This is a genomic window from Novosphingobium tardum (assembly GCF_042652045.1).
Lineage (GTDB): Bacteria > Pseudomonadota > Alphaproteobacteria > Sphingomonadales > Sphingomonadaceae > Novosphingobium > Novosphingobium tardum.
The window spans coordinates 329,287-344,038 of record NZ_JBHSDR010000003.1; the positions used below are offsets into that span (position 1 = coordinate 329,287).

14 protein-coding genes are annotated in these 14,752 nt (G+C 68.4%); 7 read left to right on the top strand and 7 right to left on the bottom strand.

Features of this window, described 5'->3' with window-relative positions:
- The first annotated feature begins 51 nt into the window (after positions 1–51).
- The 3 genes from ACFO0A_RS01685 (at position 52) to nadA (ending at position 2,745) form a co-directional block, all read left to right on the top strand.
- Positions 52–810: a hypothetical protein gene (locus ACFO0A_RS01685; RefSeq protein WP_379537247.1), complete on the top strand. Its 759-nt coding sequence runs from the start codon at positions 52–54 to the stop codon at positions 808–810.
- 128 nt (positions 811–938) lie between these two features.
- A complete protein-coding gene (locus tag ACFO0A_RS01690; protein ID WP_379537248.1) occupies positions 939–1,679 on the top strand; it encodes a hypothetical protein in 741 nt (246 codons plus the stop codon).
- 61 nt (positions 1,680–1,740) lie between these two features.
- Positions 1,741–2,745, top strand: a complete 1,005-nt coding sequence (gene nadA, locus ACFO0A_RS01695) for a quinolinate synthase NadA (RefSeq protein WP_379537249.1) — start codon at positions 1,741–1,743, stop codon at positions 2,743–2,745.
- 6 nt (positions 2,746–2,751) lie between these two features.
- Here nadA and ACFO0A_RS01700 read toward each other — a convergent pair whose 3' ends face one another.
- Both ACFO0A_RS01700 and ACFO0A_RS01705 read right to left on the bottom strand, forming a co-directional pair.
- The gene (locus ACFO0A_RS01700) at positions 2,752–4,596 is read right to left on the bottom strand and encodes a DUF885 domain-containing protein (protein WP_379537250.1); all 1,845 of its coding nucleotides are present in this window, start codon (positions 4,594–4,596) and stop codon (positions 2,752–2,754) included.
- A 20-nt stretch (positions 4,597–4,616) separates the two neighbouring features.
- Entirely contained in the window at positions 4,617–5,549 is a 933-nt protein-coding gene (locus ACFO0A_RS01705; protein ID WP_379537251.1) for a DMT family transporter, read from the bottom strand.
- A gap of 62 nt (positions 5,550–5,611) precedes the next feature.
- On the opposite strand from ACFO0A_RS01705, the gene ACFO0A_RS01710 reads away from it, so the two are divergent.
- Both ACFO0A_RS01710 and ACFO0A_RS01715 read left to right on the top strand, forming a co-directional pair.
- Positions 5,612–6,748 carry an alkene reductase gene (locus ACFO0A_RS01710; protein WP_379537252.1) on the top strand — a complete coding sequence of 379 codons (1,137 nt, stop codon included), beginning with the start codon at positions 5,612–5,614 and terminating at the stop codon, positions 6,746–6,748.
- A 25-nt stretch (positions 6,749–6,773) separates the two neighbouring features.
- Positions 6,774–7,664, top strand: coding sequence for an HpcH/HpaI aldolase/citrate lyase family protein (locus ACFO0A_RS01715; protein ID WP_379537253.1), 891 nt, complete (start codon positions 6,774–6,776; stop codon positions 7,662–7,664).
- On the opposite strand, the gene ACFO0A_RS01720 is transcribed toward ACFO0A_RS01715, so the two are convergent.
- Positions 7,665–8,057 carry a hypothetical protein gene (locus ACFO0A_RS01720; protein WP_379537254.1) on the bottom strand — a complete coding sequence of 131 codons (393 nt, stop codon included), beginning with the start codon at positions 8,055–8,057 and terminating at the stop codon, positions 7,665–7,667. It lies immediately after the preceding gene.
- The gene (lipB, locus tag ACFO0A_RS01725) at positions 8,054–8,767 is read right to left on the bottom strand and encodes a lipoyl(octanoyl) transferase LipB (protein WP_379537255.1); all 714 of its coding nucleotides are present in this window, start codon (positions 8,765–8,767) and stop codon (positions 8,054–8,056) included. The genes ACFO0A_RS01720 and lipB overlap by 4 nt, the downstream gene beginning before the upstream one ends.
- Positions 8,768–8,853: 86 nt before the next feature.
- On the opposite strand from lipB, the gene ACFO0A_RS01730 reads away from it, so the two are divergent.
- A complete protein-coding gene (locus ACFO0A_RS01730; RefSeq protein ID WP_379537256.1) occupies positions 8,854–9,669 on the top strand; it encodes a glycerophosphoryl diester phosphodiesterase membrane domain-containing protein in 816 nt (271 codons plus the stop codon).
- An 11-nt stretch (positions 9,670–9,680) separates the two neighbouring features.
- Here the strand turns inward: ACFO0A_RS01730 and ACFO0A_RS01735 are convergent, their stop codons facing one another.
- On the bottom strand, positions 9,681–10,310 hold the full coding sequence (locus ACFO0A_RS01735) for a class I SAM-dependent methyltransferase (RefSeq protein ID WP_379537257.1): 630 nt from the start codon (positions 10,308–10,310) through the stop codon (positions 9,681–9,683).
- A gap of 217 nt (positions 10,311–10,527) precedes the next feature.
- Here ACFO0A_RS01735 and ACFO0A_RS01740 point away from each other — a divergent pair, with 217 nt between their 5' ends.
- Positions 10,528–11,841, top strand: coding sequence for an MFS transporter (locus tag ACFO0A_RS01740; RefSeq protein ID WP_379538137.1), 1,314 nt, complete (start codon positions 10,528–10,530; stop codon positions 11,839–11,841).
- Here ACFO0A_RS01740 and ACFO0A_RS01745 read toward each other — a convergent pair.
- Together ACFO0A_RS01745 and thrS are read right to left on the bottom strand one after the other, a co-directional pair.
- A complete protein-coding gene (locus ACFO0A_RS01745) occupies positions 11,838–12,587 on the bottom strand; it encodes a sulfite exporter TauE/SafE family protein (protein WP_379537258.1) in 750 nt (249 codons plus the stop codon). The genes ACFO0A_RS01740 and ACFO0A_RS01745 overlap by 4 nt on opposite strands.
- 10 nt (positions 12,588–12,597) lie before the next feature.
- A complete protein-coding gene (gene thrS, locus ACFO0A_RS01750; protein WP_379537259.1) occupies positions 12,598–14,610 on the bottom strand; it encodes a threonine--tRNA ligase in 2,013 nt (670 codons plus the stop codon).
- Between the last annotated feature and the right edge of the window lie 142 nt (positions 14,611–14,752).

Genomic DNA, 14,752 nt, shown 5'->3' on the forward strand with positions numbered 1-14,752 from the left:
TGCTCTGCCCAGAGCATCCTCCGCGGCGGGTCGCGCTGGCAGGAGGGCCGGATGGCAACCGCATACGGACAGGCGGGCGAACGGCGCAGCGAGGAAAAGTTCTTCCTCGTCATGGCATGGCTCATGTCAGCGACGATCGTCGCGGGGTTCGCACTCAATCTCGTGCTCGGGCGGTCGACTTTCGCCGTCCCGCTGGTCTTTCACCTCCACGCGTTCGTCTTCTTCGGATGGGTCGCGCTCTATCTTGCCCAGAACACGCTGATCGCGGGTGAGGGGCTTGCCCTGCATCGCCGGCTCGGCTGGCTTGCGGTTGCATGGGTGCCGGCGATGCTGGTCCTCGGCGTGATGATGACCCTCGTCTCGCTGCGCACTCACGGCGGCCCCCCGTTCTTCGACAAGCGCGAATTCCTGGTCGGCAATCCGGTGGGACTGCTTGCCTTTGCAGCGCTGGTGGCGAGCGCGATCACGCTGCGGCGCCGCACCGCATGGCATCGTCGCCTGATGCTCTGCGGCATGGCGCTGCTGACCGCGCCGGGGTTGGGTCGGCTCCTGCCGACGCCGCTGTTCATTCCCTATGCCTGGGTGGTCGTGAACCTCGCCACGCTGGTGTTTCCCGGCTTCGCGATGATCGCCGACCGTCGCCGCCACGGCCGTGTCCACCCGGCGCTGTGGTGGGGCGTGGCGATCATCGTTGGCGCGCTCGCGGCGGGCGAGGCCATCGCCCACAGTCCGGTCGGATCGCGCCTGACGTCTTGGGTGGTCGAAGGTACTCCCGGCGCGGCGCGTCCTGTCGAAGCGCATTTCCCCTGATCGCCCAGCCTTTCGACGAACCGCCGATTCCGATGTGACCGGCGTCATTTTCCTCTTCCCGGGGCGCCGCTATTGGGCGGCCCGGACATGCCCGGAGACGTAACCGGGCACTTGGGAGGAATGACATCATGGCAACCACATTCGCATCGCTCGATCAGGGCGACCCTGCCGGGCGTGCGGCCGCCGCGGCCGAACGCCGGTTCTTCGGACGCCTCGCCCTGGGCCTGGCACTGTTCATCGTCGTGGCTTTCGCGCAGTTCGACGCCCGTTTCGTCGACGTCGCGGCGCTGCCCTGGGTGGCCCATGCCCACGCGCTTACGATGGTTGCGTGGCTTGCGCTGCTCGTCGCCCAGCCGATCCTCGCGCGCAGTGGCAACGTGGTGCTTCACCGCCGCCTCGGCTGGCTGGCTACGGGCCTGGTCGCGGCAATAGTCGTATTTGCGCTGATGGTAGTGACCACCGCGCTGCGGGCCAACGCGGTCCCACCCTTCTTCACCCCGGCCTATTTCCTGGCGCTGGTGGTGATCGAAATCGGCACGTTCGCCGCACTCGTCGCCTGGGCCGTGGTTCGCCGCGGCGACCGGGAATGGCACCGCCGGCTGATGATCGCCGCGACCTTCATCCTGCTCGAGCCCGCGCTTGGACGTGCGTTGCCGATGCCGCTGCTGGGCGATTGGGGCCAGTGGCTTTCGATGGTGATCCAGCTTGGCGCGATCGCGATCCTCGTCGGACACGACCGCCGTACGCTCGGCCGCGTGCATCCGGCGACGGTGGTTGCCGCGGGCGCGGTCGTGGCGACGCACGTCGCGGTGACGCTGGCGGCGATGGCGCCGCCGGTCATCGCGCTCGCCCGGGGGATTGCCGCCTAAGGCGACGGTCCCTATCTCGGCTGGCGAAGGCGCCCGCCGCGCCAGCCGAAGGGACCTTGAGATGAGCGCGCAGCCCCAGAACCTCAGCGGTATCGACATCCGGGGCGAGATCGATCGCCTGCGCAAGGAGCACAACGCGGTGATCCTGGCGCATTATTACCAGCGCCCCGAACTGCAGGACATCGCCGACTTCGTCGGGGATTCGCTCGAGCTCAGCCGCAAGGCGGCGGCCACCGACGCCGACGTGATCGCGTTCTGCGGGGTCAAGTTCATGGCCGACACCGCCAAGATCCTGAGCCCCGAAAAGATCGTCGTGCTGCCCGATCTCGACGCCGGTTGCAGCCTTGAGGATTCCTGCCCACCCGACAAGTTCCGGGCCTTCCGCGAGGCGCACCCCGATCACATTGCCCTGACCTACATCAACTGCTCGACCGAGGTGAAGGCGCTGTCGGACGTGATCGTGACCAGCTCCAGCGCCGAGACGATCCTTGACCAGATCCCGAGGGACCAGAAGATCATCTTCGGACCCGACCGCCACCTCGGCGGTTACCTGAACCGCAAGTTCGGGCGCGAGATGCTACTGTGGCCCGGGGTGTGCATCGTGCACGAGGCATTTTCGGAAACCGAGCTGCTCAAGCTCAAGGCGCTGCACCCCGATGCGCCCGTCGCCGCGCATCCCGAATGCCCGCCGCACATCATCGATCACGCCGATTACGTCGGATCGACCAGCGGCATCCTGCAATATGCCAAGACCACGCCCGCCGACACGCTGATCGTGGCGACCGAGCCGCACATCATCCACCAGATGGAACTGGCGGTGCCGGACAAGACCTTCATCGGTGCGCCCGGGGCCGACGGCAACTGCAACTGCAATATCTGCCCCTACATGGCGCTGAACACGATGGAGAAGCTCTACGTCGCGCTGCGCGATCTCCAGCCGCAGATCGTGATCGAGGAGGAGCTTCGCCTCGCCGCCAAGCGCAGCCTCGACCGCATGCTCGAGATGGCGAGCGGCACGGTCGGGCTGGGCGACCTGGGAACGATGCCGTTCAAGGCGGCGATCTGAGCGCTCCTATTCGATTGGCACGTCGTCGAACATCAGCGCGCGCACGTACTTGATCGGTGGCGATCCGTGGGAAAGCACCGCGTCGTTGTAGCGGCGCAGCGTGAAGTCCCGCCCCCAGCGCCGCTTCGCTTCCTCGCGCAGCGCCATGTGTTCGGCATAGCCGGTGAAATAGCTCAATAGCTGGACCGACGAGAGGCTGGCGCGGACCCACTTGCCCGCGGCCTCGCGCTCCTGCTGGAACGCGCCGTCCATCATCAGTTTCATCGCCTCCTCGCGGCTCATGCCCTCGGTCTGGATGCCGATGTCGAGCAGAGTGTTGGTGATCGAGCGCAGCCGCATCTTGAGCACGGTCAGCGCGAACAGTTTCTGCGCGCGCGTGTCGGGGGCGAGATAGCCCTCGTCCATCATCACCCCTTCGCCATAGACCGCCCAGCCCTCGACGAACGGGCCCGAGCCCAGCACCGCGCGCAGCACGGACGGATCGCGATTGGCATGGTCGAGCTGGAGATAGTGGCCCGGCATCGCCTCGTGGATCGACAGATCGTGGATCATGTAGTCGTTGTATTCGCTGAGGAACGAGGTCGCCTGCGCGTCGCTCCAGTCGTCGGGGATCGGCGACACCGCGTAGAAGTTCGATAGCTGCCGTTCGAGAGCGCCGGGAGCGTCGTCATAGGCCACCGCGTTGCCCTGCTGGTATTTGGGCATCGTGATCACCTTTACCGGGCCGTCGGGCATCCGCACGAAACCGCGTGCCTTCACGAACTCGGTGGCCTGCGCCAGCGTGGCGCGCGCCTTGTCCTCGAGGTGCGCGCGGTCGGGACGCTCGGCATAAGTAAGCGCCAGCGCTGCCTCGATCGCGGCCTGCTGCTGGGCGGCGGTCGGACTGGCTGGAAGCGCCGGCGCGCCGGGCCGCCCCGACAGGAGGTCGCGGGCCAGGGCATACATCTGGCCCCGGGCATCGGCCTTGGCCGCCAGCGCCCGCGCCTTGAGTTCGGGCCGGGTCATCGTCGACTGGAGGCCGAAACGCATCTTCTCGTTGTAGAGCGCGGGACCGAGGCGGAAGTCCCCCTTGGCCTGCGGGACTAACACGGTGTCGAGCCACCGTTGATGTTCCGCGACCGCCACCTTTAGCCCCGCCAGCGCTGCATCGAAGCGGGCCCGCTCGGCGCCCGACAGTTCGCCGGCATGGGGCAGCAGCATCTCTTCGGCGATCTGGACGATCCCCGCATTCTGCTTGGCGACAGTCGTCGCGAAGATCGGGGGCACCCGTGACGGCACGAGCTGGCGGCGGGTCTCCGCCAGGAACCCCGGCAGCGCTTCCATCCGGGCGGTGGCGCTGCGCAGGCGCTGCGGCCAGGGCGCGAAGTCGCGCGCGGCAAGGCCGTAGAGCGAACCTGCGGCAATGTCGTTGTAAAGCTGCGGGTTCCACGCCCATGCCTGCTCGCGGTCGTTCTGCCACAGGCGAAAGCGCAGGTCGTTGTCGAGCAGGGCGAAATCGACCTGGTTGTCGCGGGTCAGGCGGCTGCGATCGACTTGCGCCATCGCGGCCAGGATCGCGCGCCACTCCGCCTCGCGCGCGTCGCGCCCGGCGGCGGTCACATCGGGCAGGAGCGAATCATAGCGATGCTCGCCCAGCGTGGTCGCGTCGACCGGCTGGAAACGGGTCAGCGACGCGATGAAACGCTGTCCCAGCGCGGCGAAGGCGGCATCGGCGCTGGCGGATGGAGCGGCGGTGCCGGCAGACGGGCGCGACATCGCGGCGCAGCCCGCGAGCGATGTCGAAAGCGCCAGCGCCGAGACGGCGATCGAGAGGAATTTCATGATGTTGCGAACCCCTGTGCGTGATGGCATGCGCCAGCGCTATCAGGCGATCACGCAGCCGTCGATGGCGCTTCTGCCTCGGGCGAGGGCTCGCCCTTTCGCGCCAGGACGAGCGCGAGCGCGACGAGCGCCATGCCCGCCACATCGAACAGGCCCAGGGCCTCGCCGAACACGAACCAGCCGACCGCGACCGACACCACCGGCTGGGTCAGCAGCGCGACCCCGATGATCAGCGGGCTGAAGTGCTTGAGCGCATAGACCAGCAGCCCCTGTCCGATGACCTGGCTTCCCAGGGCGAGCGCAATCAGCGGGCCCCAGTGGTGCGGCCAGACCGGTTCGCCCCGCGCCAGCGCAAGCACCAGCAGGAACGGCGCGCCGGCGATGCTGGCCCAGGTCAGCAGGCTCCAGTTTCCCAGCCGCGCGCGGGCACCCTGGAGCAGCAGAATGTAGAACGCGTAGAAGAAGCCGGCGAGGATGCAGAACAGGTCCCCCACAAGGCTGCGCGCGTCGATCTCGAGGCTGCGGCCCATCAAGATCGCTGCGCCCGCAAGCGCTGCGACGAAAGCCGCCGTCTCGAACGGGCGGGGCATGCGCCGCAGCCTTGCGATGCCCCAGCCCATGATGATGATGCTTCCCGCGTTGCCGAACAGCGTCGCGTTGCCGAGGCGGGTGGTCTCGATCCCGACGTGCCAGCTTGCCAGGTCGGCGGCGAACAGCACGCCCGCGCCGATCACCGCTGCCATGAGATCACGCGGCAGACCCAGCAGGACCTGCCCTTCGCGCCGCGCGAGCCACAGCAGGAACGGGATCGCCAGCGCCAGGCGCCAGAATCCCGCGGCTACCGGCCCGCTGTCGGCCCAGCGCACCGACCACGGGCCCAGCGCCAGCGCGACGTTGCCCGCCAGCAAAGCCGCGATCGGCGCCCAGCCGGGGAGTACCCGGCCTAGTCCCGGGGCAACTTTTGCTGCGGTTGCGCTTGCCATTGTTTCGCCCTAGCCGCGTCTTGCGTCCAAGCGCAGCCCTTTTCGTGCGGAGATCTCGCCCCGTGACCGACCTGACCCCCATTGCCGCTACTGCCCCGCTCTTCGAACCGATCAAGCTCGGCGCGATCGAGGCCAAGAACCGCATTCTCATGGCTCCGCTCACCCGCGGCCGGTCCGACCCGGGTTCGATCCCCAACGAACTGATGACCGAGTATTATCGCCAGCGCGCCGGCGCAGGCCTCATCATCAGCGAAGCGACCGGGATCAGCGTTGAGGGCCTGGGCTGGCCCGCAGCACCGGGAATCTGGAACGCCCAGCAGACCGAAGCATGGAAGCCGGTGACCGAGGCGGTCCACGAGGCCGGCGGCAAGATCGTGCTCCAGCTTTGGCACATGGGCCGCCTGGTTCACCCCGATTTCCTCGGCGGCGAGCCGCCAGTCTCGTCGAGCGCGACCACCGGACCCGGTCCGGCCCACACGCCCAGCGGACGCAAGCCGCTGGAACAGGCCCGTCCGCTTCGGCTCGACGAGATGCCGCGCATCGTCGCCGACTATGCCCGCGCCGCCGCCAACGCCAAGGAAGCGGGCTTCGACGGCGTCCAGCTTCACGGCGCCAATGGCTACCTGATCGACCAGTTCCTGCGCAACGGCACCAACCTGCGCGACGATGACTACGGCGGCAGCCCGGCCAACCGCACTCGCCTGATGCGCGAAGTGCTGGAAGGGCTGATCGCGGTCTGGGGCGCCGACCGCGTCTCGATCCGCCTTTCGCCCAACGGCGAATCGCAAGGCGCCGACGACAGCGATCCCGCCAGCGTGTTCGGTGAAGCTGCGCGCGTGCTGGAAAACCTTGGCATCAGCTTCGTCGAGCTGCGCGAGCCGGGACCGGAAGGCACCTTCGGCAGCACTGACGTTCCGCCCCAAAGCCCGCTGATCCGCCAGCTTTACACTGGCCCGCTCGTCCTCAACAGCGACTACACCGCCGAGGACGCCGCCGCCGCGGTCGCCTCGGGGCGCTGCGACGCGGTCAGCTTCGGGCGTCCGTACATCTCGAACCCCGACTTGGAAGAACGCATCCGCGTGGGTGCGCCGTTCGCACCCAACGTGGACGTGCCGCGCTCGTGGTACCTGCCGGGTCCCGCCGGCTACGTCGACTATCCGACGCTTGCCGAAGAGCAGGCGCGGGTCGCGGCCGAATAATCCCGTCGGGCGAGGACAGGCGAAGATGGTTCCGCGCTCCTGGCTGTTCGTTCCCGGCGACAGCGAACGCAAGCTCGCCAAGGGAATCGAGACCGGGGCCGACGCCATCATCGTCGACCTCGAGGATTCGGTCGCGCTCGACGGGAAGGACGCGGCGCGCGGCCTGGCGCATGAATGGCTGGCCGCGCACCGCTCCGGCATCGCCGCCGGGCGTGCGACGGGGCGGTGGGTGCGGATCAACGCGCTCGACACCGGCCTGTGGCGCGACGACCTTGCCGCGGTGATGGGCGCGGCGCCCGATGGCATCATGATGCCCAAGGCGCTCGGCCCGATGCAGGTGCAGCAGCTTGCCGCCGAACTCTACGAACTCGAGGGACGCCACGGCATTCCCAGCGGAACCACCCGTATCCTGCCCCTCGTCAGCGAAACCGCCGGTTCCGCATTGACCATAGGCAGCTATGCCGACGCTTCGCTGCCGCGCCTCGCCGGCCTGACCTGGGGTGCGGAGGACCTGTCGGCCGCGATCGGCGCCAGCCGCAAGCACGATGCCGACGGCAACTGGACCGACACCTTCCGCCTTGTGCGTTCGATGACCCTTCTGGCCGCCCACGCGCTCGACGTGCCCGCTATCGACACGCTTCACGCCGACTTCCGCGACCAGGGCGGACTGGAACGCGTTGCGGCCGCCAGCCGCGCCGACGGATTTTCAGGGATGTTGGCAATCCACCCGGGTCAGGTTGCGGCAATCAACGCGGCCTTTGCCCCCAGCGAGGCGGAACTCGCCGATGCCCGCGCAGTCATCGCCGCGTTCGCGGCCCAACCCGGGGCGGGCGTCGTCTCGCTGAACGGGCGCATGCTCGACCAGCCGCACCTCAAGCTGGCGCGGCGGCTGCTGGGCCAACCCCAGACCCGCTGATCATTCCCCGTCGTTGGGATCGACGCCGGGGCCGCTCTTGGGAGCGGCCTTGGCCTGCGGCGCCGCGCTTGGCGCAGGCGAGGGCGTGGTCGTCGTCGACGCGTCGCCCCCGTCGGCATCTGCGGTCGGCGCGCTCTTGCCGGGCTTGCCCTTGTCCGATGCGGTCTTGTCGCCCGGGGCCGCGCCGCTGCGCGGATCGAGCGGCGCCGACGCACGCAGGCGGTCGGTCTGAAGCATCGCATCGCTGACCGAGCCCGGCAGCACTTCGCCCGTCGCGCCCTGGCTGGCATCCGATGCGGCCTTCTTGCCGCATGCGGTGAGGGCCAGCGCAAGGGCGAGGACGACGGTCGCGGCGGTCTGCGGGCGATCGGCGGAAAAGCGGCGCCGGGTCATCGCAAGGTCTCCTTGGCCGCGGTTCGATCGGCAGCGGGGGGGCATGGTCGTTCGAGCGCGGCAAAGAATTCGCCGGCCCGCGCGCGCAATGCCCGATCCCATGCCTCGGGCGCAACCGTCTTGCCCAGGCGGGCCAGGCTGGTGACGCCATATTCCTCGATGCCGCACGGCACGATTCCGGCGAAATGGGACAAGTCGGGATCGAGATTCACCGAGAACCCGTGCATCGTGACCCAGCGGCGGATGCGCACGCCGATCGCGCCGATCTTGGCCTCGCGCCCGTCGATGTCGCGGGTCCAGATGCCGATGCGGCCCTCTGCGCGCCACGATTCGACCCCGAAATCGCCCAGCGTGTCGATGACCCAGCCTTCGAGTGCGTGGACGAAGCCGCGCACGTCGCGGGCGCGGGTGCGCAGATCGAGCAGGACATATCCGATGCGCTGGCCCGGACCGTGATAGGTGTAGCGGCCGCCCCGCCCTGCCTCGACCACGTCGAACCGGGGATCCAGCAGTTCCGCGGGGTCGGCGCTGGTCCCCGCAGTATAGACCGGCGGATGTTCCAGCAGCCAGATCAGCTCGCGTGCGGTGCCTTCGGCAATCGCGGCGTTGCGCGCCGCCATCTCGTCCAGCGCGTCGCGATAAGGCACCGGCAGCGTTTCGCAGCGCCATTCGGGAGGTCCGAGGCGGTCGTGTTCAACAGGCCCGTTCATGTTGGAAGTTGCGTGACGGTAAAGTGGCGGCTTATCAAGTGCTCTCGGCGCGCCAACCGGCCCGTCAGATGACGAGGGGGATCGCCGTGGCCAGGCTCGACAGCAATGCAGCGTGGAAGGAAGCCACCGGTCTGGTCGGGCGCAGCCGCGAACTCATGTTCGCGCTGGCCGGAGTATTCTTCCTGCTTCCCAGCCTGGCGCTGGCAGTCCTTGTGGGCGAGCCCGAGCTGGCTCCAGGCGCCGACCGCGACCAGATGATGGCGGCGATGAGCGAATTCTACGGCCGGGCATGGTGGATGATGCTGATCGCGGCGGTGTTCCAGGTGGTGGGCATGCTTGCGGTGCTCACCCTGATGCGCGACCGGACGCGGCCGACCGTGGCCGACGCGATCCGGTCGGGGGCCGGCGGGCTCCTGCCCTACATGATCGCGCAATTGCTGTTCGGCACGCTGCTTGGCATCCTGGCGACCTTGCTGGTCGGTCTCGCCGCGCTCGCCTCGCCCGCGCTGGCGGTCGTCGTCATGCTGGCGGTGATCTGCTTTGCCGTTTTCGCCGCGATTCGGCTGATTCTGGTCGCACCGATCGTTGCGGTCGAAGGCGCGCGCAACCCCGTCGCTGCGATGCGCCGCTCGTGGGCGCTGACCCAGGGTAGCTTCTGGCGCATCTTCGGGTTCTTCGCCCTGGTGCTGGTACTGTTCGTGGTGATCATGTCGGTCGTCATGATCGTCGTCGGGATCATTCTGGGCCTGCTGACCTCGGGGGAGACCCAGCGAATCCTCGCCGCCGCGGTTTCGAGCGGGCTGTCGGCCGTGGCCGTCCTCTATTTCTGCGGAATGCTGGCGGCGATCCACCGCCAGCTCGCCGGGACTGAAGGACCCGCGCCGGGCGAGACTTTCGCCTAGCGCTCCGGCGTTCAGGCGTCCTTCCACCCCCAGAACAGCTGGACGGGCGGAATGTTCAAGATCTCGACCCCCCGGTCGATGCGCAGGAAATGCCGCGCCATGAAGTCGCGCGCCTTGGCACTGAACTGATAGACCAGGAACGCCCCGCCCGGGCGGATGACACGGTGCGTCGCCGCGGCGATCGCCGGGCCGACTCCGTCGGGAAGGGTGGAGAACGGCAGGCCCGACAGGACGTAGTCGGCATGATCGTGGCCATGCGCCTTGACGATGTCCTCAACGTCGGCGGCCGAGCCGAGGACCGCGGTGAACCGGCTGTCGCGGATCGTGCGGTTGAGATAGGCAATGAAATCGGGGTTCGTGTCGATCACGATCAGCGCGCCGTCACGGCGCAGGCGATCGAGCACGGGACGGCAGAAAGTGCCGACGCCCGGGCCATATTCGACGAACAGGTTGCAGTTCTCCCAGTCGACCGGGTCAAGCATCTTGTCGATGGTGAAGCTCGAAGACGGGATGATCGAACCGACCATGACCGGGTGCTTGACGAAGCCCTTGAAGAACACTCCCCAGGGTCCGAGCATCGTCTCGACGCGCCGTTTGATCCTGCTGGCCAGCGGCGCCGGCGCGACTTGCGTAGTTGTCATGAAGCTATGCGACCCTTGGTAAATTAGGGGCCGCTACCGGCACGGCAGCGGGTTTCTGGCCGCCGGGGGTGGCAAATTTACCGCCCCATTGCAAGCAATCAGGACTGGGCCTAACCGCCGGACGATGTCCCTGCTCGACGAACACGGCCCCACTTCGGTGCTCCCGCGGCTCGCAACAGCGGGGTCCGTGGCGCCTGTTCGCCTGCCGCGCGACCGGATGGTCCTGTTGTTCCTGGTCATGCTGGTGACCGCCGCCGGCAACACCGCGATGCAAAGCGTGATGCCGTCGATCGGCACGCGGCTGAAGGTGCCCGACTTCTGGATAAGCCTGGCCTACAGCTGGTCAGCGCTGTTGTGGATGGGCATGGCCCCGGTGTGGGCGCGGCGCTCGGACAAGCGCGGGCGCAAGGCCATGATGGCGATGGGCCTTATCGGCTTCATCAGCAGCTTCGCCCTGTGCGGCATGGTCCTGCTATTCGGCCTTCATGGATCGCTCGGGCTGGTGGCGACGCTCCTGCTGTTTGCGGCAGCGCGCTCGCTTTACGGGATGTTCGGATCGGCAGCGCCGCCTGCGGTGCAGGCCTATGTGGCCAGCCGCACCGGGCCTGAGGAACGCACCCAGGCACTTTCGCTGATCACCTCGAGCTTTGGCCTGGGAACGGTGCTCGGCCCTGCGCTCGCCCCGTTCCTGATCCTTCCCCACGTCGGCATCGTCAGCCCGTTCTTCTCGTTCGCGGTGTTCGCGATTCTCGTGCTCGTCGCGCTGCGCCTGCGGTTGCCCGACGACGACCCCCAGTTCGCCGGGCGGGGCCAGGTCATGACCGCCCCGTTCAGCGCGTCGTCCAGTCCGCAGCGCCGCAGCGATCCGACCGACAGCGGCAGCGACGAGATGGTGGCGGTCGATGCCTATGGCGCCGAAGCGCTGGGCGACGAGCCGGGACGACTCCACTGGAAGGACGCGCGGCTGCGTCCCTGGCTGGTCACGGGCCTGCTCGGCGGCCACGCCCAGGCGATGCTCCTCGGCATGGTCGGCTTCCTGCTGCTCGACCGGCTCGGTCTGCGCAGCAATCCCGATGCCGGGGCCGGTCCCATCGGCCTGGTCCTGATGCTCGGTGCGGTGGCGACGCTCCTCGCGCAGTGGGGCCTCATCCCGATGCTCCACCTCGGCCCGCGCGGCGCTTCGCTGTGGGGCATGGTCCTGGCGGCGATCGGCACCGCGGTCGTCGCGATCGGCTTCGATCTTCACACCATCGCGGTGGGTTTCGCGATCGCCTCGCTGGGCTTCGGGTTGTTCCGTCCGGGATTCACCGCTGGCGCCAGCCTGGCAGTGAGCAGGGCCGAACAAGGCCAGTCGGCGGGAATCGTCGCGGCGGTCAACGGCGCGGCCTACATCGTCGCGCCTGCCATCTCGGTATGGCTCTACAACAACGACGCGTGGGTCGCGTTTGCGGTGATCGAGGCGATGTGCCTGGGCGTGGTGCTGCGCGGCTGGCGCGATCGCGGGATGGGCCGGGTCGACGCCTCGGCCTAGTCGAGCAGGCGAACCAACGCGGCCAGAGCCGTCGCGCCCAGCAGCAGTCCGACCAGAATCCGCCACGCGCGGTCCGAGATGCGCCCGAAGGCGTGGCCGCCGATCGCGTTGCCGAGAATTACCGGCCCCAACAGCAGCCCTGCCAGCAGCGCATGGCGCGCGTGGGCAAGGTGCAGGAAGAGCGCCGCGACGGTGCTCGCCAGCGATGTCGCCAGGAACACGCTGAGCATCGAGGCCCGCGCCAGCGCCGCCGGGATCGGGCGGCGCACGTAATAAGGCACGACCGGAGGGCCGGGCATCCCGGCGAAACCGGTGAGCACGCCGGCGGCAAGGCCGGTCGCGCCTGTTTCGACGCGCGAGGGAACATGGTCGTGACGCATCGGCAGCAGCACGATCACGAATGCCCCGATGCCGACCGCGGCAATAACCAGCCGCGCGATCTCGGGCGGCGTTGCCTCAAGCAGGACGAGGCCGAGCGGCGTCGCCAGCATCGCCAGGAGAGCGATGGGCACGATGCTGCTGCTTTCGCCCTCGCCCCAGATCCGCCGCACCCCCACCAGCCCGATCATCAGGCCCAGCATGTTGGAGACGACCACCGCGTCGGTCGGAAGGACGACAAGCCCGAGCAGCGGCACCAGCAGGATGGCCATGCCGAACCCCGCCAGCCCGCGCACGAATGCCGCGACGAGCGCGACGGCCATCGCGAAGGCAAGGGCGGGCAGGGTCAGCCCCGCCAGCGTCACCATCGCATGCGGCTCAGCCGCGCAGGTCGGGCGGAGTCGCCTCGGCACGAAGCAGTGCGATCGCCTCGGCCAGCGGCACGACCCGCTGGTTTTGTTCGCCCAGCGTGCGGATCGCGACCGTGCCTTCGTCCGCCTCGCGCTTGCCCACCACGAGCATGTGCGGGATCTTCTGGAGCGAATGCTCGCGCACCTTGTAGTTGATCTTCTCGTTGCGGGTGTCGCTCTCGACCCGAATCCCGGCAACCTTGAGCTGCGCGACCACTTCGGCGGCATAGTCGTCGGCATCGGACACGATCGTCGCGACGACCGCCTGGACCGGCGCGAGCCAGACCGGGAGGCGTCCGGCGAAGTGTTCGATTAGGATGCCGATAAAACGCTCGAACGTGCCCAGGATCGCGCGGTGCAGCATGACCGGGCGATGCTTCTCGCCGTCCTCGCCGATATAGTGCGCATCGAGCCGCTCGGGCAGCACGCGGTCGGACTGGATCGTGCCGACCTGCCAGGTCCGCCCGATGGCGTCGGTCAGGTGGAATTCCAGCTTGGGCGCATAGAACGCGCCTTCGCCGGGCAGTTCCTCCCAGCCATATTCCTCCGTCGCGCGGCCCGAGGCGCGGACCGCGGCGCGCAGTTCCTCTTCGGCCTGATCCCACATCGCGTCACTGCCGAAGCGCTTGTCGGGGCGCAGCGCGAGCTTGATCGCGTAAGTGTCGAAACCGAGATCCTTGTAGACGCTGTCGAGCAGGTCGCAGAACGCCTTCACCTCGTCGACCAGCTGGTCCTCGCGCACGAAGATGTGCGCATCGTCCTGGGTGAACTGGCGCACGCGCATGATCCCGTGCAGCGCGCCGTGCGGCTCGTTGCGATGGCAGCAGCCGAACTCGGCCATGCGGATCGGCAGCTCGCGGTAACTGGTGATCCCCTGCTTGAAGATCAGCACGTGCGCCGGACAGTTCATCGGCTTGAGCGCCATCAGGTCGCCCTCGCCCGTCAGGACCGGTCCGTTGTCCTGGGTGCTCGGGATCTCGTCCGGGACCACGAACATGTTCTCGCGGTACTTGCCCCAGTGACCCGACTTTTCCCACTGGCGGCTGTCCATGAGCTGCGGCGTCTTGACCTCGGCATAGCCGGCAACGTCGAGCCGGCGGCGCATGTAGGCCTCGAGCTGGCGCCAGACCATGTAGCCCTTGGGATGCCAGAACACGCTGCCGTGCGCTTCGGCCTGGAGGTGGAACAGGTCCATCTCCTGGCCCAGCCTGCGGTGATCGCGTTTGGCCGCCTCTTCCAGCCGCACGAGATGCGCGTCGAGCTGCTTCTTGTTGAGCCAGCCCGTGCCGTAGATTCGGCTGAGCATCGCGTTGGCCTGGTCGCCGCGCCAATAGGCCCCCGACACGCGCGTCAGCTTGAACGCGGCGGGATCGAGCTTGCCCGTGCTGGGCAGGTGCGGGCCGCGGCACATGTCGAGCCACGCATCGGCCCCGGTGCCGGCGCGATAGACGGTCAGTTCCTCCCCCTCGGGCAGGTCGCCGGCCCATTCTGCCTTGAACGTCTCGCCCTGCGCACGCCAACGGTCGATCAGCGCGGCACGGCTCCACACTTCGCGGACCAGCGGTTCGTTGCGGGCGATGATCCGGCGCATCTCGGCCTCGATCGCGGGCAGGTCCTCGTCGGTGAACGGCCCACGCTCGGGATTGGGAGCGAAGTCATAATAGAACCCGTCGTCGGTCGAGGGGCCGAACGTGATCTGCGTTCCGGGAAAAAGGTTCTGCACCGCTTCAGCCAGAACATGCGCGAAATCGTGGCGCGCGAGTTCCAGCGCGTCCTTCTCGTCGCGCGCGGTGACGAGCGCGAGGTCCGCGTCCCGGTCGAGGGGGCGGTTCAGGTCGCGCAATTCGCCGTCGACGCGCGCGGCGAGCGCGGCCTTGGCCAGGCCCGGCCCGATCGCCGCCGCGATGTCGCCCGGGGTGGTGCCAGCCGGGACCTCGCGGTGCGAACCGTCGGGCAGGGTGATCTTCAGCAACTCGCTCATCTGCGTATCGTCTCCGCTTGGCGCGCGCTTTGGCAGAAAGCCGCGCGCGCCGGAAGGGGCGGCGTCGTGGGAAGGAGCAGTTCGGGAAACGACGCCATCCGCCCGAACCGGGGCGGCGGGCGCGCGGCGCGCCTTCAGCCGG